Annotated in this window: 19 protein-coding genes and 2 pseudogenes; 8 read left to right on the forward strand and 13 right to left on the reverse strand. The window is 68.8% G+C overall.

All coding sequences use genetic code 11. The features are described 5' to 3' along the window. Positions 1–17 precede the first annotated feature (17 nt). The 3 genes from P2L57_RS25475 to pknB all read left to right on the forward strand — a co-directional run bounded on the left by P2L57_RS25475 (position 18) and on the right by pknB (position 5026). Complete coding sequence (locus tag P2L57_RS25475; RefSeq protein ID WP_275818403.1) at positions 18–1418, forward strand: FtsW/RodA/SpoVE family cell cycle protein; 1401 nt, start codon at positions 18–20, stop codon at positions 1416–1418. Continuing rightward, on the forward strand, positions 1415–2872 hold the full coding sequence (locus P2L57_RS25480) for a peptidoglycan D,D-transpeptidase FtsI family protein (RefSeq protein WP_275818405.1): 1458 nt from the start codon (positions 1415–1417) through the stop codon (positions 2870–2872). Before P2L57_RS25475 ends, P2L57_RS25480 begins: the two co-directional genes overlap by 4 nt. 162 nt (positions 2873–3034) lie before the next feature. Then, entirely contained in the window at positions 3035–5026 is a 1992-nt protein-coding gene (gene pknB / locus P2L57_RS25485; RefSeq protein WP_275818406.1) for a Stk1 family PASTA domain-containing Ser/Thr kinase, read from the forward strand. Between the two features lie 106 nt (positions 5027–5132). Here the strand turns inward: pknB and P2L57_RS25490 are convergent, their stop codons facing one another. The 6 genes from P2L57_RS25490 to P2L57_RS25515 form a co-directional block, all read right to left on the reverse strand. After that, complete coding sequence (locus P2L57_RS25490; RefSeq protein WP_372515910.1) at positions 5133–5894, reverse strand: class E sortase; 762 nt, start codon at positions 5892–5894, stop codon at positions 5133–5135. Between the two features lie 38 nt (positions 5895–5932). Next, positions 5933–7591: a class E sortase gene (locus P2L57_RS25495; protein WP_275818407.1), complete on the reverse strand. Its 1659-nt coding sequence runs from the start codon at positions 7589–7591 to the stop codon at positions 5933–5935. Next, positions 7588–8226, reverse strand: a complete 639-nt coding sequence (locus P2L57_RS25500; protein ID WP_275818408.1) for an aminodeoxychorismate/anthranilate synthase component II — start codon at positions 8224–8226, stop codon at positions 7588–7590. The genes P2L57_RS25495 and P2L57_RS25500 overlap by 4 nt, the downstream gene beginning before the upstream one ends. After that, a complete protein-coding gene (locus P2L57_RS25505; protein WP_275818409.1) occupies positions 8226–8399 on the reverse strand; it encodes a hypothetical protein in 174 nt (57 codons plus the stop codon). Before P2L57_RS25505 ends, P2L57_RS25500 begins: the two co-directional genes overlap by 1 nt. Before the next feature lie 68 nt (positions 8400–8467). Next, on the reverse strand, positions 8468–9154 hold the full coding sequence (locus tag P2L57_RS25510) for a class E sortase (protein ID WP_275818499.1): 687 nt from the start codon (positions 9152–9154) through the stop codon (positions 8468–8470). A gap of 34 nt (positions 9155–9188) precedes the next feature. Next, positions 9189–9953 carry a DUF881 domain-containing protein gene (locus P2L57_RS25515; RefSeq protein WP_275818410.1) on the reverse strand — a complete coding sequence of 255 codons (765 nt, stop codon included), beginning with the start codon at positions 9951–9953 and terminating at the stop codon, positions 9189–9191. A gap of 137 nt (positions 9954–10090) precedes the next feature. On the opposite strand from P2L57_RS25515, the gene crgA reads away from it, so the two are divergent. Next, on the forward strand, positions 10091–10345 hold the full coding sequence (crgA, locus tag P2L57_RS25520) for a cell division protein CrgA (RefSeq protein WP_275818411.1): 255 nt from the start codon (positions 10091–10093) through the stop codon (positions 10343–10345). Positions 10346–10683: 338 nt separating this feature from the next. Here crgA and P2L57_RS25525 read toward each other — a convergent pair whose 3' ends face one another. Both P2L57_RS25525 and P2L57_RS25530 read right to left on the reverse strand, forming a co-directional pair. Beyond that, a complete protein-coding gene (locus P2L57_RS25525) occupies positions 10684–11532 on the reverse strand; it encodes a rhomboid family intramembrane serine protease (protein WP_275818500.1) in 849 nt (282 codons plus the stop codon). Positions 11533–11696: 164 nt separating this feature from the next. Continuing rightward, positions 11697–12230 carry a peptidylprolyl isomerase gene (locus P2L57_RS25530; protein ID WP_275818501.1) on the reverse strand — a complete coding sequence of 178 codons (534 nt, stop codon included), beginning with the start codon at positions 12228–12230 and terminating at the stop codon, positions 11697–11699. A 195-nt stretch (positions 12231–12425) separates the two neighbouring features. Here P2L57_RS25530 and P2L57_RS25535 point away from each other — a divergent pair, with 195 nt between their 5' ends. From P2L57_RS25535 to P2L57_RS25545, 3 genes are read left to right on the forward strand one after another with little or no spacing between them, the layout of a single operon-like run. Continuing rightward, the gene (locus P2L57_RS25535; RefSeq protein ID WP_275818412.1) at positions 12426–13175 is read left to right on the forward strand and encodes a DUF5324 family protein; all 750 of its coding nucleotides are present in this window, start codon (positions 12426–12428) and stop codon (positions 13173–13175) included. 4 nt (positions 13176–13179) lie between these two features. Next, positions 13180–13329, forward strand: a complete 150-nt coding sequence (locus P2L57_RS25540; RefSeq protein ID WP_275818413.1) for a hypothetical protein — start codon at positions 13180–13182, stop codon at positions 13327–13329. A 17-nt stretch (positions 13330–13346) separates the two neighbouring features. Then, entirely contained in the window at positions 13347–13706 is a 360-nt protein-coding gene (locus tag P2L57_RS25545) for a hypothetical protein (protein WP_275818414.1), read from the forward strand. Here the strand turns inward: P2L57_RS25545 and P2L57_RS40880 are convergent. Beyond that, entirely contained in the window at positions 13666–14184 is a 519-nt protein-coding gene (locus P2L57_RS40880; protein WP_443732080.1) for a BTAD domain-containing putative transcriptional regulator, read from the reverse strand. The two genes, P2L57_RS25545 and P2L57_RS40880, sit on opposite strands and share 41 nt — an antisense overlap. Next, positions 14126–14422: pseudogene (locus P2L57_RS41170) on the reverse strand (AfsR/SARP family transcriptional regulator); the annotation flags it as partial. The pseudogene P2L57_RS41170 and the gene P2L57_RS40880, both read right to left, overlap by 59 nt. Positions 14423–14896: 474 nt before the next feature. On the opposite strand from P2L57_RS41170, the pseudogene P2L57_RS41175 reads away from it, so the two are divergent. Then, positions 14897–15029, forward strand: a pseudogene (locus P2L57_RS41175) (IS630 family transposase); the annotation flags it as partial. A gap of 103 nt (positions 15030–15132) precedes the next feature. Here P2L57_RS41175 and P2L57_RS25560 read toward each other — a convergent pair. From P2L57_RS25560 to P2L57_RS25570, 3 genes are read right to left on the reverse strand one after another with little or no spacing between them, the layout of a single operon-like run. Continuing rightward, positions 15133–15693 carry an O-methyltransferase gene (locus tag P2L57_RS25560; RefSeq protein ID WP_275818416.1) on the reverse strand — a complete coding sequence of 187 codons (561 nt, stop codon included), beginning with the start codon at positions 15691–15693 and terminating at the stop codon, positions 15133–15135. A gap of 53 nt (positions 15694–15746) precedes the next feature. Continuing rightward, the gene (locus tag P2L57_RS25565) at positions 15747–16520 is read right to left on the reverse strand and encodes a sulfite exporter TauE/SafE family protein (RefSeq protein ID WP_275818417.1); all 774 of its coding nucleotides are present in this window, start codon (positions 16518–16520) and stop codon (positions 15747–15749) included. After that, entirely contained in the window at positions 16517–17038 is a 522-nt protein-coding gene (locus P2L57_RS25570; RefSeq protein WP_275818418.1) for a pyrimidine/purine nucleoside phosphorylase family protein, read from the reverse strand. Before P2L57_RS25570 ends, P2L57_RS25565 begins: the two co-directional genes overlap by 4 nt. Positions 17039–17047 lie beyond the last annotated feature (9 nt).

Here is a 17047-nt window from a genome sequence, read left to right on the forward strand (position 1 = left end):
AGGAGGGCGGCCTGCAAGTGAGCACTGTCACCAACACCACCACGATCTCGTCGATCGGGGCACCGAACCGTCGCAACACCGAGCTGGTGCTGCTGCTGTTCGCCGTGCTGGTCCCGGTCCTCGCGTACGCCAACGTCGGCCTGGCCAAGGACGGTTCGGTACCGGGCGGGCTGCTCGGCTACGGGCTGGGGCTCGGTCTGCTGGCCGGGGTGGCGCATCTGATGGTGCGTAGGTTCGCGCCGTACGCGGACCCGCTGATGCTGCCGATCGCGACCCTGCTCAACGGTCTGGGCCTGGTCTTCATCTACCGGCTCGACCTGGAGCCGGCGGTCACCACCAGGGGACTCGGCGGCCCCAAGGCCCCCGGCCAGCTGCTGTGGTCCGCCCTCGCGGTCGCGGTCTTCATCGGCATCCTGGTGCTGCTCAAGGACCACCGGATCCTGCAGCGCTACACCTACATCTCGGGCGCGGTGGCGCTGGTGCTGCTGATCGCCCCGGTGTTCTTCCCGGCGATCAACGGCTCCAAGCTGTGGATCGTCATCCCCGGGCTCGGCTCGATCCAGCCAGGAGAGTTCGCCAAGATCATCCTGGCCGTCTTCTTCGCCGGTTACCTGATGGTGAAGCGGGACGCGCTGGCCCTCGCCAGCCGCCGCTTCCTGGGCCTGTACTGGCCGCGCGGGCGGGACCTCGGCCCGATCCTGGCGATCTGGGCGCTGAGCATGATGATCCTGGTCCTCGAGGACGACCTGGGCTCCACGCTGCTGTACTTCGGCCTGTTCGTGGTGATGCTGTACGTCGCCACCGAGCGCACCAGCTGGGTGGTCTTCGGGCTGCTGCTGGCCTCCGGCGGTGCCACGGCGGTCGGCATGACCTCGGGGCACGTCAAGGTCCGCATCCAGAACTGGCTCGACCCGTTCGCGGGCATCGCCCAGCACGGTGCGACCGAGGCCGCGCAGGTGCTGTGGTCCTTCGGCTCCGGCGGGGTGCTGGGCTCCGGACTCGGCCAGGGGTTCTCCCGGCTGATCGGCGGCATCGGCGTCAAGAGCGACTACATCCTCGCCACCGTCGGCGAGGAGCTGGGCCTCGCCGGTCTGATGGCGGTGCTGCTGTTGTACGGTCTGCTTATCGAGCGCGGAGTGCGCACCGCCCTGGCCGCCCGTGATCCGTTCGGCAAGCTGCTGGCGATCGGGCTGTCCAGCGCCATGGCCCTCCAGGTGTTCGTGGTCGCGGGCGGGGTCACCGGCCTCATCCCGCTGACCGGTATGACCATGCCGTTCCTGGCACAGGGCGGTTCGTCCGTGGTCGCCAACTGGGCGCTGGTCGCGATCCTGCTGCGGATCAGCGACACCGCTCGCCGCCCGGCGCCCGCTCCCGCCTCGTCCCCCGACGCCGAGCCGACCCAGGTGGTCCGACTGTGAACAAGCCCCTGCGTAGGGTCGCCATCTTCTGCGGCCTGCTCGTCTTCGCCCTGCTGCTCCGGGACAACTGGGTCCAGTTCGTGCAGGCAGACTCGCTCAAGAACAACCCGCACAACCGCCGCGTGATGATGGAGGAGTACGCGCAGCCGCGCGGCGACATCATCGTGGACGGCAAGCCGGTCACCGGCTCCACCACGGTCAGCGGCAGCGACTTCAAGTACAAGCGCACCTACACCGCGGGCCCGATGTGGGCACCGGTCACCGGCTTCGCCTCGCAGGCGTTCGGCTCCAACTCGCTGGAGAACATCGAGGACAAGATCCTCACCGGTCAGGACGACCGGCTGTTCTTCAACCGCACGATCGACATGATCACCGGCAAGAAGCAGCAGGGCGGCGATGTCGTCACCACGCTGAACGCCAAGGCGCAGGCCGCGGCCTTCAACGGGCTGGGCAGCAAGAAGGGCGCGGTCGCCGCGATCGACCCGCAGACCGGCAAGATCCTGGCGCTGGTCAGCACGCCGTCCTACGACCCGAGCACCATCGCCGGAATGTCCAAGCAGGACACGGCGAACTGGACGAACCTCAAGCCCAACGACCCGGACAGCGTCATGATCGACAAGGCGCTGCGGCAGACCTACCCGCCGGGCTCCACCTTCAAGGTCGTCACGGCCGCGGCGGCGCTGGAGAACAACCTGTACTCCAACGTCGACCAGCCGACCAACTCCCCGCTGCCGTACACCCTGCCGAACACCACCACCGAGCTGAAGAACGAGGGGAACATCCCCTGCCAGAACGCCACGCTGCGGGCGGCGCTGCAGTACTCCTGCAACACGGTCTTCGGCAAGATCGGCGCGGACCTCGGCAAGGACAAGATGCTGGCGCAGGCGAAGAAGTTCGGCTTCGACCAGACCATCGACACCCCGGTACGGGCCGTGGCGAGCAACTTCCCGACCTCGATGGACAAGCCGCAGACCGCACTGTCGTCCATCGGCCAGTTCGACACCGCCGCGACCCCGCTGCAGATGGCGATGGTCGCCGCCGCGGTGGCCAACGACGGCAAGCTGATGCAGCCGTACATGGTCGACCAGCTGCGCGCGCCGAACCTGAACGTGATCGAGCAGACCCAGCCCAAGGAGTTCAGCCAGGCGATGTCGCCGGCGACCGCGCAGAAGCTCCAGCAGATGATGGAGACCGTGGTCCAGGACGGCACCGGAACCATGGCGAAGATCGACGGCGTCACGGTGGGCGGTAAGACCGGTACCGCGCAGCACGGCCTGAACAACAGCGCGCTGCCGTACGCGTGGTTCATCTCCTACGCCAAGACCGCGCAGGGGTCGCCGGTCGCGGTCGCCGCGGTGGTCGAGGACGGCAACGCCAACCGCGACGACATCTCCGGTGGCGGTCTGGCCGCGCCGATCGCCAAGAGTGTGATGGAGGCCGTCCTGAACAAGTGACTCCGGTCACGTCCAGCCGCCGGGTGAGCTGCGTTTCCGCACGTCGCGGTACCAGTCGTGTATCGGCTTGCGGTCAGGGCAGGGATCGCCACGGCGTGGCCGGTACGGTATGCCCGAGCAGCAAGCAGCCAAAAGCCGACAGCAGGGAGAGGCTGGAAGACTATGGATGAGCCGCGTCGCCTCGGCGGCCGGTACGAGCTGGGCTCGGTGCTCGGCCGCGGTGGTATGGCCGAGGTGTACCTCGCCCATGACACCCGGCTCGGCCGCACCGTCGCTGTGAAGACGCTGCGGGCGGACCTCGCCCGTGACCCGTCGTTCCAGGCCCGGTTCCGCCGGGAGGCCCAGTCGGCCGCCTCGCTCAACCATCCCGCGATCGTCGCGGTGTACGACACCGGCGAGGACTACGTCGACGGCGTCTCGATCCCGTACATCGTCATGGAGTACGTGGACGGCTCGACGCTGCGTGAGCTGCTGCACAGCGGCCGCAAGCTGCTGCCGGAGCGGTCGCTGGAGATGACCGTCGGGATCCTGCAGGCGCTGGAGTACTCGCACCGCAACGGGATCGTGCACCGGGACATCAAGCCGGCGAACGTCATGCTGACGCGCACCGGCCAGGTCAAGGTGATGGACTTCGGCATCGCCCGGGCCATGGGCGACTCCGGCATGACCATGACCCAGACCGCGGCGGTCATCGGCACCGCGCAGTACCTGTCGCCCGAGCAGGCCAAGGGCGAGACGGTCGACGCGCGCTCCGACCTGTACTCCACCGGCTGCCTGCTCTACGAGCTGCTCACCGTCCGACCGCCGTTCGTGGGCGACTCCCCGGTGGCCGTCGCGTACCAGCACGTACGCGAGGATCCACAGCCGCCGAGCGCGTTCGACCCCGAGGTCACGCCCGAGATGGACGCCATCGTCCTCAAGGCGCTGACCAAGGACCCCGACTACCGCTACCAGAGCGCCGACGAGATGCGGGCCGACATCGAGGCCTACCTCGACGGCCAGCCGGTCGCCGCCACCGCCGCGATGGGTGCGGCCGGTTACGGCTACGGCAACAGCTCCTACAGCGACGGCGCTCCGACCACCGCGCTGCCCCCGCAGGACGGTGGCCCCAAGACGTCGATGATGCCGCCGCTGAGCGACGACGGCGGCTACGGCAGCGGATACGACGACCGCCCGGGTCGGCGCCGCCAGAAGAAGAGCCGCACCTCCACGGTGCTGCTGGTCCTGGCGGGCATCCTGGTGCTGATCGGCGCGATCTTCATCGGCAAGTCGCTGTTCTCCGGGAACACCAATTCGGGCAGCATCTCCGCGCCCGATCTGCGCGGCCAGTCGCTGCAGGACGCCCAGACCTCCGCCAGCAATGTCGGGCTGAAGGTGGTCAAGGGCGGCGAGGACTACTGCCCCAAGTACGACAAGGGGCAGGTGTGCACCCAGAATCCGGCGGCGGGCGCATCGGTCACCAAGGACCAGACGATCACCGTGGTGCTCTCCAAGGGCGCCCAGCCGATCGACGTACCGGACGAGACCGGTAAGTCCTTCAACGACGCCCAGCAGGACCTGCAGAGCAAGGGCTTCACCAACGTCCAGGAGAAGCAGGACGACGGCACCTCGGGCAAGACCCCGAACACGGTCCTCGACCAGAACCCGCCTGGTGGCTCCAAGGCCGACAAGGGTGCCGCGATCACCCTGACCGTCGCCAAGGCGCCGACCACGGTCAACGTGCCGGACGTCTCCAACAAGCAGTTGGCCGACGCCCAGGCGCAGTTGCAGCAGCTCGGCTTCAAGGTGCAGACGAAGAACCAGGACTCGCCGCAGCCGCCGAACACGGTCATCAGCCAGAGCCCTGGCCCCGGCAACCAGGCCCCGATCGGCTCGGTCGTCACCTTGACCATCGCCCAGGCACCGGCCCAGGAGACGCTGCCCGGCGACATCGTGGGCAAGAAGCTGAAGGACGTGCAGTCGGAGCTGTCCGGGTTGAACCTCCAGCTCTCGGTCTCCGGTCCGGCTGACGAGAAGGCCGTCGTGGTGGGCAGCAACCCGGCCCCGGGCAGCCCGGTCAAGCAGGGCGACCCGGTCACCCTGCAGACCATGGACGCCCCGGGCGGCGGCAACGGCGGCAACGGCGGCGGCTTGTTCGGCGGCACGTTCGGCTAGTCGACCGCACACTCAACGGCCAGGGGCCGCGGACGTTGATCGTCCGCGGCCCCTGGCCTGTTGGAGCCCTGTCGAGGGTCGGCCCCGTCGAGCGCCTTACCGGCGGTCAGCGCAGCTCCGTCGGAGGGGTGCGCTTGGCGTCGACCTTCTCGGTGCGGACCAGCTCGCCCCACACGACGTAGCGGTACTCGGAGGTGAAGACCGGGGTGCAGGTCGTCAGGGTGATGTAGCGGCCGGGCTTGGTCCTGCCGGATTCCTTGGGGATCTGGTCGATGACGTGCACGTTGTACTTCGAGGTCTGGTCGAGGATGTCGTAGACCTTGTAGACGTACCAGGTGTCCCTGGTCTCGAAGACGATCGGCCCGCCGTCCTTGATCTTGTCGATGTTGTGGAACTTGGCGCCGTGGCCGTCGCGGTGCGCGGCCGTGGTGAAGTTGCCGGTCTTGTCCCACGGCATCGCGGACTTGACCGGATCGGTGTAGTAGCCCGCCACGCCCTCGTTGAGCACGTCGACCGAGGTCCCCTTCGTGACCAGCACCTCGAAGTTCCTACCCATCGCCGGGACATGGAGGAAGCCGATGCCGTCAGCGGTGTCGAGCTTGCCGGGCGGCCCGCCGTCGGCCTGCTGCGCCCAGTGCTGACGGACCTTGTCGCCTTCCTGCTGCGCCTGGCGGTCGGCTATGACGTTCGTCCACCACAGCGAGTAGACGACGAAGAGCCCGAGGACGAGTCCTGCGGTGATCAGCAGTTCGCCGATGAAGCTGACCGTGGCGGCGATCCGGCCGCGCCCGTTCCGGCCCCGCTCGCGCCGGCGCCGGTGGGTCGCGGGCGCGACCTCGGTGTCGTTGTCGTGCTCGGTGGTCGCCACCGGTCACCCCGTTCTGTGTACGAGTAGCTGAACCGCACTCATCCGCCGAGCAGTGCGTCCGGTTTGCCTTGGCCGCGTGGCCGGACGTCGACCATCTTGCCCCACACGATCATGCGGTACGTGCTGGTGAACTCGGGTGTGCAGGTGGTGAGCGTGATGTAGCGGCCGGGCCTGGTGAAGCCGGAGCCGACCGGAATCGGCTGGATCACCCCGACGTTGGAGGGCGAGGTCTGCGGAAGGAAGCTGGTGATCTCGTACGTGTAGTACGTGCTCGCCGTCTCCACCACGACCTTGTCACCGGGGACCAGCCTGTTGATGTAGCGGAACGGCTCGCCATGGGTGTTGCGGTGCCCGGCGAGGGCGAAGTTGCCGGTCTTGGCCCAGGGCATCGCGGTCTCCTGGGCACCGGAGTAGTGGCCGACCATGCCCTTGTCGAGGATGGCGTGCTTGTCGATGCCCTCGGCGATCGGGGCCTTCACGTCGAGTTTCGGGAGGTAGATGATCGCGAAGCCCTGGCCGGGTGAGAAGGCGCCGGGATTGCGGTCGTCGGTGGAGCTGTGCTTGCTGTCCCACTGGTGCTGCAGGCTGTTGGCGGCGCTGGAGGAGGCCTCGTGTGCCAGCACGTTGGTCCACCACAGCTGGTATGCCACGAACAGCAGCATCAGCACGCCGAGGGTGATGAAGACTTCGCCGAGGACACGGCTGGCGATCACGCCCGGGCTGTCCTTGGCGGCTCGGGCCGCGCGTCTGGCCTCCAGCCGGGACGTGGGCGGTCTGGCGACCTCCGCGTCGGTTCCGGAAGCCGGTGCGGGTCCGGTGGCGCGTCGGGCGCCGCCGCGTTTGGCGGCCTTGCGCCTGGCCGCCCGGCCGCCCGGCGTGGACGGCAACTCCCGTTCGGGGGGCGGCGGTTCGGCGGCGTTCCCGGCCCGCGCGGCACGGCGGCGGGCGGCCCGGCCGCCGGGCGCGGGTTCCGGTTCGGTGCGCTCCACTACGGGCAGCGGCGCCGTCGTCTCGACGCGCCCGGCACGCCTGCGGGCGACCCGGCCGGCGGGGGCGGGCTCCGGCTCCACGATCGGAAGCCGCGCGGTGGCGTCGGTCACCGGCAACGTGGCGGTCTGCACGGCGTCGGAACTGTCGGCCGCCTGCCAGGAGGCCGCCGCGGCGGGACCCGGTGCGGCGGGCGCGGCCGCGGCTCGGGCCGAGGCGCGGCCGTGGGCCGCAGGCGCTGCGTGACCCGCAGCCGACCCCGGAGCCGAGACGCGGGCCGACGGGTAGCCGGAAGCCCCCGCCGACGCGTGACCGGAAGCCGCGGCCGGGCCAGGCCCGGCGTACGGGGACACGCCCGGGCCGGGGGCGCCCGTATCCCCGGCGGGCGGCGTGGCCGCCGCCGTCGAGCGGAACCACGGCGAGGAGCCGCCGCCGGGTATCGGAAGCGGATCCGTCAACGGATCCGCGAGTTGCTCGACCGCGGCCTCGAACTCGCCGGTGTCCTCGAAACGGGCGCCGTGAGCCGTGGGCTCTCCGTTGAGGGTGGTGGTGGGTGACGGGAATTGGGCGCCGTGAGCCGTGGGCTCTCCGTTGAGGGTGGTGGTGGGTGACGGGAATTGGGCGCCGTGAGCCGTGGGCTCTCCGTTGAGGGTGGTGGTGGGTGACGGGCGGGAGGGTCCCGCCGCGTTCTCAGGCCGTAGCGTCGTCACGCCCCGCCCTTGCCGACCACCGGCGCGAGTCCTGCCGACCGCGCGACGGCGCCCTTGTCGCCGCAGACGTCGAGCCAGTTGGCGAGCATGCGGTGGCCCCACTCGGTCAGCACCGACTCGGGGTGGAACTGCACGCCCTCGACCGGCAGTTCACGGTGCCGCAGCCCCATGATGACGCCGGTCTCCGTCCACGCGGTGACCTCCAACTCGGTCGGGACGGTGTCCCGTTCCACCGCGAGCGAGTGGTAGCGGGTCGCGGTGTACGGGGATGGCAGCCCCGTGAAGACGCCCCGGCCCTCATGCGTCACCAGTGAGGTCTTGCCGTGCAGCAACTCGGGGGCGCGGTCCACCACACCCCCGTACGCCACCGCGATCGACTGCAGCCCGAGGCAGACGCCGAACACCGGCACACCGGTCACCGCGCAGTGCCGCACCATGTCGACGCAGATCCCGGCCTGCTCCGGCGCGCCGGGACCGGGCGAGAGCAGCACCCCGTCGAAGCCGTCCTGCGCATGCGCCGTGGTGATCTCGTCGTTGCGTACCACCTCGCACTCGGCGCCGAGTTGGTACAGGTACTGGACGAGGTTGAAGACGAAGCTGTCGTAGTTGTCGACGACCAGAATCCGTGCGTTCATCAGCCCGCGTTGCCTCCACCATTCACCGTCACGTCGTTGAACGGCAGCAGCGGCTCCGCCCAGGGGAACACCCACTGGAACAGGACGAAGACGATCGCCAGGGCGAGCACGAGTGAGATGAGCGCCCTCACCCACGCGTTGCCCGGCAGATGCCGCCAGATCCAGCCGTACATTCGGTGCCTTCCTTTTTATTCAGGCCGCTTCCGCACCAGAGTAAGGGGAGAGGGGTGGGTGTTGCGGGTCAGCTGAGCAAAGCTCTCGGCATCCCTTGTTCAACGGGCTGGGTGGAGTCCAGATGGCCCCAGGCGACCAACCGGTGGCTGTGCCCCCACGGCGGGTCGCACGTGGTCAGGGTCAGATAGCGGCCGGGGGCGGTGTAAGGGGTCGCGGACCTGTCCAGCGGGGCGGGCAGCGGGTTGATGACGCCGATGTCGTCCGGCAGCGTGAGGTACGGCGGTTTGTCGATCACGTAGGTGTACCAGGTGACACCGTCGGTGAGGACGACCTTGTCGCCCGGTCCCAGTGTGGGGAAGTCCTCGAACGGGTCACCGTAGGTGCGGCGGTGTCCCGCCACCGCGAAGTTGCCCTGTGCGCCGAGGTGCGCGGTGCCCGCGTAGTGGCCGAGGCCGTGCTGCAGGTCGTCGGTGCTGGTGCCCTCCAGCACCGGCTTGTGCCAGTCGGCGCCGAGCCGGCGAACGTACATGATCGCGAACGGCTGCCCGTCGTGGTACGCGGCGGGGGCCGGGGTGGCGGCGGAGCTGACCGGGGTCCTCGCCCACCGGTCCTGCAGCGTACCGACCTCGTCGTCCATCGCGTGGTTCGCGCGGACACCGGTCCAGAAGAGGAGGTAGACCACCAGCAGGACGATCAACGCCCCCGCTGTGACGCACAGTTCGCTGATGGTGCGTACGATCCCGCGTACGGTCAGCGTCACGCGGATCCCCTCCAGCCACTGCCGGGTGCTATCCCATGGGCTGTGCGTAGTGGAGATTCACTGTGCCCGAGTACCCGGGAAGAGTCACCTGGTTGTGCGCCTCGACTTTCCAGCCGAGCCCGTACGCGGTCACGTACTGCCGGTAGTTGGTGATCGACGGGTCCTGGTCGAGTGCGGTGCGCAGCGCGTTCTGGTCGCCCACGGCGGTGATCGTGTACGGCGGCGAGTAGACGCGGCCCTGGAGGAGCAGGGTGTTGCCCACGCAGCGGACCGCGCTGGTGGAGATCAGCCGCTGGTCCATCACCTGGATGCCCTGGGCGCCGCCCCGCCACAGGGCGTTGACCACGGCCTGGAGGTCCTGTTGGTGGATGACCAGGTCGTTGGGCTGGGGTTCGGGGACGCCGGGGACTCGGGCGGTGGCGTTGGGGGGTGCGTCGTTGAGCGTGACCGTGATGCTGTTGCCGATCAGCGGCTTGGTGCCGGCGGTGCGCGCCAGGGCGTCGGTCCTGCTCTGGTCGGCGGCGCTCTGGCCGCTTTCACGGTGGGCGCGGGAGTCGACCTCGCCGCGTAGCCCGGAGAGCTGCTGTTCCAGCTCCGCGTTCTGGTGGCTCTTGCTGCGGATCAGGTCGGAGGTACGCAGTAGAGAATCGTCACTGCGGATGTTGCCGCCGTGCGCGGTGTCGAAGCTGGTCCAGAACAGCACACCGGCGAGCGCGAAGACGGCGGCCGAGAGTACCTTCGGCAGTGCGGGGCGTCGGGCGGGGCGTGCCGGAGCACCAGCGGAATCGCTCATGGGACCCTTATCTCCTTCGCACCCGCGGAAGCACTACGCTAACGGACGCCCGGGAGCGGCACAGCACGCTCCCGGCCAGGCGAATCACACCACATCCGCCCTGCGTGTCCCGCAGCGCATCGACAGGAGAGCCCCTCGTGCCGAAGTCACGGATCCGCAAGAAGGCCGACTTCACTCCGCCGCCGGAGAAGACCGCCACGTTCAAGCTGAAGTCGGGCCGCCCCTGGGTCGCCCCGCTGATGCTGGCGCTGTTCCTGATCGGTCTGGCATGGATCGTGGTCTTCTACGTGACCACCGGGAACCTGCCGATCGAGGCCTGGGGCAACTGGAACATCGTGGTGGGCTTCGGCTTCATCGCGGCGGGGTTCGTCGTCTCGACCCAGTGGAAGTAGCGGTTCCGTCGCAGGCCCCCGCGCGGGGCCTCCGGACGAGGGTGTGACCAGGGCCGCCACGCGCGGGCGGGCGGCCCTGGTCAACCTCTCACCCCAGCCGTCCACAGAGTTATCCACAGGCGCATCCACAGTGGGGAAAAGGTCGGAAGATCTGTGGATAACCTCTCGCCGGTTGACACCGGTGTGACCAGCGATCCGCCACACCGGTCGTCCCCGACCGGCCCGGCTTGCCGCGATCTTGCTGGTGAAACGTATATGCGGGCAGGTCGCGAGGGTGCCGCCCACAGGATGCACAGGGCCTTGCACACTCTGTGGATAAGTGCGATGAACGCCCGTGCTCAGCCGTTGATCCGCATCACGCCCGCGGCCACCGCGCCGATGATCACCAGGCCCATCGCGGCGCAGGTTCCCCACTGCACCAGGGCCCGCCGCTCGCGCGGGGCGTGCACCATTCCGTAGGCGATGACCGTGCCCGTCACCAGGCCGCCGACATGTGCCCGCCAGTCGATGGTCTGCGACTGGGCGAAGGTGAAGAGCAGGTTCAGCACGATGATCGCGACGATCGGCCGCAGATCGTAGTTGAGCCGCCGCATCAGGACGAACGTGGCGCCGAGCAGACCGAAGATCGCCCCGGACGCACCCAGCGACTCCGAACCGGCCCCGGCGACCAGGAACGACAGGGCGCTGCCGCCCAGCCCGGACAGCAGATACAACGTCAGGTAGCGGGCCCTGCCGAGGGCGACCTCAAGGCCGGGGCCGATCCACCACAGCGACAGCATGTTGAAGCCGATGTGGATGAGCTGCTGGTGCAGGAAGATCGCGGTCAGCAGCCGGTAGTACTGGCCTTCGGCGACACCGATCGTGGCGTGGAACGGGGGCGGCGGCCAGGCGCCGACCAGGGCCAGGTCGGCGACCAGCTTGCTGCCCTGCGCCTGCACCGCGAGGAAGACCGCGATGTTGATCCCGATCAGGATCGTGGTGATCAGGCGCGGGTTGGCGACCATGGTGCCACCCGCGACGGTGCGCGGTCGCGGCGACGACTGGTGGCTTTCGCTTATGCACTCCGGGCACTGGAACCCGACCGAAGCACTGACCATGCACTCCGGGCAGATCGGACGCTCGCAGCGGGTGCAGCGCACGCCCGTCTCGCGGTCGGGATGCCGGTAGCAGCAGACCGCCTGGTCCATGGTCATCTTCTTCCCTCTACCGACGTAGGTTCCCTCTGCCGGCGCACGCCACGCCTGAGTGCGCTACCTCGCCGCACTTCGCGCCCCGCCTGTCCATACGAATGAGTCCATACGAATGAATACGGACGGGCGAGGCGTCGGAGTTCCCGGAGACCGGGGTGGGCTCAGCCCTTGCGCGACTCCACGACGACGCTCTCGATGACCACGTCGTTGACCGGGCGGTCGGTGCGCGGGTTGGTCTGGATGGCGGCGATGGCGTCGACGACCTTCTTGCTCGCGTCGTCGGCGACCTCGCCGAAGATGGTGTGCTTGCCGGTCAGCCACGCGGTCGGGGCCACCGTGATGAAGAACTGCGAGCCGTTGGTGCCCGGGCCGGCGTTGGCCATGGCCAGCAGGTACGGCTTGTTGAAGGCGAGGTCGGGGTGGAACTCGTCGGCGAACTTGTAGCCGGGGCCGCCGGTGCCGTTGCCGAGCGGGTCACCACCCTGGAGCATGAAGCCGGAGATGACGCGGTGGAAGACCGTGCCGTCGTAGAGGCGGTCCGTGGTCTTCGCGCCGGTCGTCGGGTTGACCCACTCGCGCTCACCCTTGGCAAGCTCCACGAAGTTCTTCACGGTCTTGGGAGCGTGGTCCGGCAGCAGCCGGACGTCGATGTCTCCCTGATTGGTCTTGAGGGTGGCGTAGAGCTGCTCGGCCACGACGTACCTTCCATAGACTTCACTGACAACCATGAATCCTCGCACGGGTGGACTTGCGGCGAGTAGCCCGACCGCACGACGGGCCGGTTGTGCCCCGGATGACTGAACGCACATGCCATCCGGCCCGCGAGCGGGCATGATCTCTATTTGGGTGGAAAGGCGAAATACCGACCGCCACCGAGAAGGAGGTTTCTCGTGACCCGCAAGGAAAGCGTGCGCCACGCAGCCGCGGCGACCAAGGAAGGCGTGCTGCACGCGGCGGAGGTGGTGGCACCGTACGCAGGCACGGCCAAGGACACCGCTGTGCACTACGCGGACGAGGCGCGCCGGAAGCTGGCGCCGAAGGTGTCGTCCGCCGCGAACTCGGCCGCGATCCAGGCCCGCGCCCAATACGGCGCCCATCTGCAACCCCGCATCGCCCAGGCGATGGACGCCGTACCGCCAGGTGTCAGCGCGACGGCCACCGAGGCCACCAAGCGCGCCCGCAGGACCGCCCGGCAGGCCGCCGACTACGCGGTCCCGCGCGTGGGCCAGGCCGCCCAGGCGGCCCGTGCCGCGGCGGAGCCGGTGCGCGAGGAGGCCGCCACACGCGCCGCCGCGGCGTTCGCCGCGCTGCGCGCCGGGGTTTCGGCGGCCGACATCGAGCAGTTGGCCAGGCGGCGGGACCGCCGGTGCCGGGTCGGCCGGTTCGCCAAGCGCGCGGCGGTGCTTGGGGTGCTGGTGGGCGGCTCGGTCGCGGCGGTGCGCTGGTGGCGTCGGCAGACCAGCCCGGACTGGCTGGTCGAGCCGCCTTCCGCGACCGAGGTCGCGGACACCACGGAACAGCGCACGACGCTGCACGCCGTGGACGGCTCGGGCGACGCCCTCGACCCCGAGGTCCGGGCCAAGCAGGCCGAGGCGGAGGCCGCCGAACGGGAGAAGAAGAACCGCGGCCACCACGGCTGACCGGATGCCGGGCGGGAGACGGCACGTCTCCCGCCACTCGTACCCCGGCGGCCTAGGTGTTCTGCGCCATGACCGCCGGGGCGCCGCGCAGCGCCAGCAGCGCGACCACGCTGCCCACGGCCAGCAGCACCGCGCCGACCGGGTGTTGATGTGAACGCCCGTCATACAGGCGTGCCGCGACGTGGCGATCAGCGCACCGGCTCCGGCAGCCCCGCCGCGTACGCGGTCAGCACGGACACCACGCCGCACGGCAGGATCCTGCGCGCTGTGGGCGGCGGGCATCAGTCCGGGCTCCCGCACCCCGAGCGCGGCCGGCAGCGTCTGCGGCACCTCGGCACCGTCGCTGACCCCGGAAAGGCCGACGAAGCACGCCTCGCCCGGGTGCCGTCCGGCCGTCTCCACCGACAGCCGGGTCTTGCCCGCTCCGCCGGGCCCGATCAGCGTGACCAGGCGCGCGGTGGCCAACCGCTTCTCGATGGCACCGAGTTCGTCAATGCGGCCGACGAAGCTGCCCAGTTGGGCAGGGAGTGAGTGACGGACGGGCGGCTCGCAGGCCCCGCCGAGCTCCGGATCCGCCCTCAGCACCGCCAGACGCGCACCAGCCGACTCCGGCCCCGGGTCGGCGCCGAGCGGCTCGGCCAGCAGCCGTCGCCTCCTCGTAGGCGGCCGGCGCCTCGGCGCCCTGCCCACTGCCGTACAACGCGCGCATCAACTGGGCGCGCAGCCGCTCCCGCAGGGGTGTTCCGCCACCAGATCGCGTAGCTCGGGGACCAGGTCCCGGTGGGCGCCAAGCGCGAGCTCGGCGGCGATACGGTCCTCCACGGCCGCCAGCCGCAGTTCCCGAAGCCGGGTGATCTGCGCCGCGGCGAACGGCGCCGCACCGACGTCCGCCAGCGCGGGCCCCCGCCCAGCGCGAGCGCGTCGCGCAGCAGCCCGGCCGCCCGGACGGCGTCACCCGAGTCGAGGGCGGCGCGACCGTACCCGGCAAGACGCTCGAACCGGTGCACATCCACCTGGTCCGGGTCGACGGCCCACCGGTATCCGGCCAGATGATGCTCGATGGGCTCGTCGAGCGCGGAGCGCAGCCGGGACATCTGCGACTGCACCGCGTTGGCGGCGCCCGCCGGGGGATCCTCGCCGTGGAGTCCGTCGACCAACCGCTGAGCGGGCACGATGCGTCCGGCGTGCGGCAACGGCAACGCGAACAGCGCCCGCCGCCCGCCCACCAAACGCCGCCGCCCCACCATCGGCGCTCAGCGCTCGCGTCTCCCCCGGAATCCCGAATCGCCCAGGCCCGATCGTCCCTTGATCGCGCTGACGACTCCACGATCCGGCGGTCACTGGAGAGGTGGGACGGCACGAAAGCCGGGCAAAACACATCAGCCGGGCCGCCTGTCTGGCGTCCCGACTGATCACAAGGGTGGAGCCCAGGGGAGTCGAACCCGAAACCGTTACCCTTCTGAGCTGCGGTTTTGCCGGACAGCGGGGCAAACACCCCCGTTTCCACCCTCCTCGATCCCCCTCGACTCCCCTCGATCCGGGTGGCGTGCGCACACGTGCGCACGCATTGCGAAAGCACATTTCGCAAACTCGCGAACGCTCCCCGAACAGCGTCGTTACCCGAAGCGGCCGGTCTAGCTGCGACGGGCTCGCAGCGCCAAGAGGTGTCCACAGGGCGATGTGAATGGGGACGCCCCCGACCCTGGTGATCTGCGGCGTGCGGCCAGGGGCTGAGGCCGCCGAAGGGACACACCTCGGCGCCCCGCGGGGCCCGGCCGGTGGTGCGGGTACGCGGCCGCGACCGGGGGGCGGGTCAACATCGCCCGGGCGGTCTGCTACCGGTCGGGGCACCGCCGACCCGGTCCGTATCGCCGTTGTCCGCTGGAAGACCGAAGAGCACTTACGAACCGCGACGAACGATGGCGACGCCGCGGGCACAGCCCGTCACCGTGCTCGGTCACATGCCTTTCAAGATCATGAGTTCGCCCTTGCCGATCGGGACGAGGGAGCTGAGGCAGCCGTCCGAGGCCGCTACCAGCCGGTTGAAGTCTTCCAACTGATGTGCGTGGGAGACGGCGTTGTCGACCACGATCAGGCAGCCGTCCGCGAGGATCCGCTGCAACGAGGGCCACCATGTCGCGTACTGGGCACGGTCACTGTCCAAAAAGACGAAGTCGTACTCGCCGACATCGCGCGACTCGATGAATCCACCGGCCTCGCCCGAGATCTGCTGAATGCGGGAATGGAGCCCGGAGCGCTGAAAGTTCTGCTCAGCCATCGCGATCTTGTGAGGCGCCTGCTCGACGGTCGTGACCGACCCGTCCGCGCCTACGGCATCGGCGAGCCACAACGTCGAGTAGCCGTTCGACGTCCCGATCTCCAGCACGTTCTTGCACTTGCCGGCCCTGACGACCAACGCGAGGAACGTGCCGGTGTCGTGCGTGATGTTCAGCATCTTCCGGGTGCGGTCATCGGTCGCCGCATCGTTGCTTTCGCCGAATTCCTCCAACTCGCGCAACAGCCCGATCAGACCTGGTTCCACAGTGCTTCCCTTGCTCGCCTCATAGCGCCTCACGAGTGGGTCAGGCTTTGAATCGCAATGTACAGCCCAAGGCATAACAGAGCGACACAGAGCACTATGCGAAATTTCTCCTCCGAGATCCCCCGGCGGATCCGGTTTCCGATCGACATCCCGACAAGCGCCGGGATCAAGGAGACAGCCGACATGACAAGGAGATTCACGCTGAGCAGGTCTTGCGTCCGCAGCGACCACGCAAGACCCGTGGTCGAGAGCGTGAAGAGGATCCCCATGCCCTGAACGAGTTCATCGCGCAGGAACCCCAGGGATTGCAGGTAGAAGACCCCAGGTACGGCTGACGAGCCGGTCATTCCGGTGAGGAAGCCATTGGTGGCTCCGAAGAGCACACCAATGGGATGGTTCCACCACTTGTCTCCGATGTTCACCCGCAGCCTGAACAGTCCGAGCGCCCCATACACTGCGAGCCCCATGCCGAGCAGGGACGACATCACGTCTGCCCGGAAATAGCCCAGTGTGAACGCGCCCGACGCGGTGAACACCGTGGCGGCCAGCAAAAACGGCCACGTAATTGCAATGACTTTCCTGGCGTGACCGCCACGGACGGCCTGCAGGACGTTGGTCAGGAACGTCGGAATCAGAATCAGCACCTTTGCAGGCTGGATTCCGATCGTCGCGGTGAGAACACCGAGGACGACAGGCGGCAGACCGAGGCCCGTCAATCCCTTGATCACCCCGCCCAGGAAGAACGTCAGAACGATCAACGTGATGCCGACTGCGTCGAACGAGACGGGGTGAGTGCCGGTCATCGCTGGCCGGCGGCCTGTGGGTGCCCTGCCTCGATCCCGCGGGACGCGAAGCACCGCAGTGCCTCCACGACGTCGGCCTGCTCTTCCGGGGTCAGGACTTCGGGCTTCTCCTGTTCGAAGTGATCGGCGAGCTTGATGATGTCGTTCTTGCGGCCCTCGATGTAGACAGCGCCGTCCGCGACGTGCGTCATAGCGCGCCCGGCGAATTGCCCCGCGATCTCCTTGGCGGCCGGGACGAAGTTGATGTCGAACGCGCCGATCTGCAGGAGGACATAGCGTGAGAGCGTCCCGACAGGCGCTCCGTTGACGAACCGGTGCTTGCTCGGGTGGGGGACCTGGAACACCTCGCCCGGGTGGACGGTGTACACCTCGTCCGCATCGGGGAGCTCGATCGTGATCTGACCCCTTGAGCAATACATCATGTCAGACACTTCGCCGTGGAAGTGATATGGGATCGCCTTGTGGTCGAGATTGAACACACTGACCCGCAGGCCGTCCTGGTAATAGAATTCCTTCATCTCCATTGT

The sequence above is a fragment of the Streptantibioticus ferralitis genome (genome assembly GCF_029223525.1).
Classification (GTDB): Bacteria; Actinomycetota; Actinomycetes; order Streptomycetales; family Streptomycetaceae; genus Streptantibioticus_A; species Streptantibioticus_A ferralitis.

Bases quoted from the DNA above. Each gene is read 5' to 3' on its own strand.
- pknB (WP_275818406.1), top strand. From the start codon at position 3,035: ATGGATGAGCCGCGTCGCCTCGGCGGCCGGTACGAGCTGGGCTCGGTG.
- P2L57_RS25500 (WP_275818408.1), bottom strand. From the start codon at position 8,226: ATGAACGCACGGATTCTGGTCGTCGACAACTACGACAGCTTCGTCTTC.
- P2L57_RS25505 (WP_275818409.1), bottom strand. From the start codon at position 8,399: ATGTACGGCTGGATCTGGCGGCATCTGCCGGGCAACGCGTGGGTGAGG.
- P2L57_RS25515 (WP_275818410.1), bottom strand. From the start codon at position 9,953: ATGAGCGATTCCGCTGGTGCTCCGGCACGCCCCGCCCGACGCCCCGCA.
- P2L57_RS25525 (WP_275818500.1), bottom strand. From the start codon at position 11,532: ATGGACCAGGCGGTCTGCTGCTACCGGCATCCCGACCGCGAGACGGGC.
- P2L57_RS25540 (WP_275818413.1), top strand. From the start codon at position 13,180: ATGCCGGGCGGGAGACGGCACGTCTCCCGCCACTCGTACCCCGGCGGC.
- P2L57_RS40880 (WP_443732080.1), bottom strand. From the start codon at position 14,184: ATGTGCACCGGTTCGAGCGTCTTGCCGGGTACGGTCGCGCCGCCCTCG.
- P2L57_RS25565 (WP_275818417.1), bottom strand. From the start codon at position 16,520: ATGACCGGCACTCACCCCGTCTCGTTCGACGCAGTCGGCATCACGTTG.
- P2L57_RS25570 (WP_275818418.1), bottom strand. From the start codon at position 17,038: ATGAAGGAATTCTATTACCAGGACGGCCTGCGGGTCAGTGTGTTCAAT.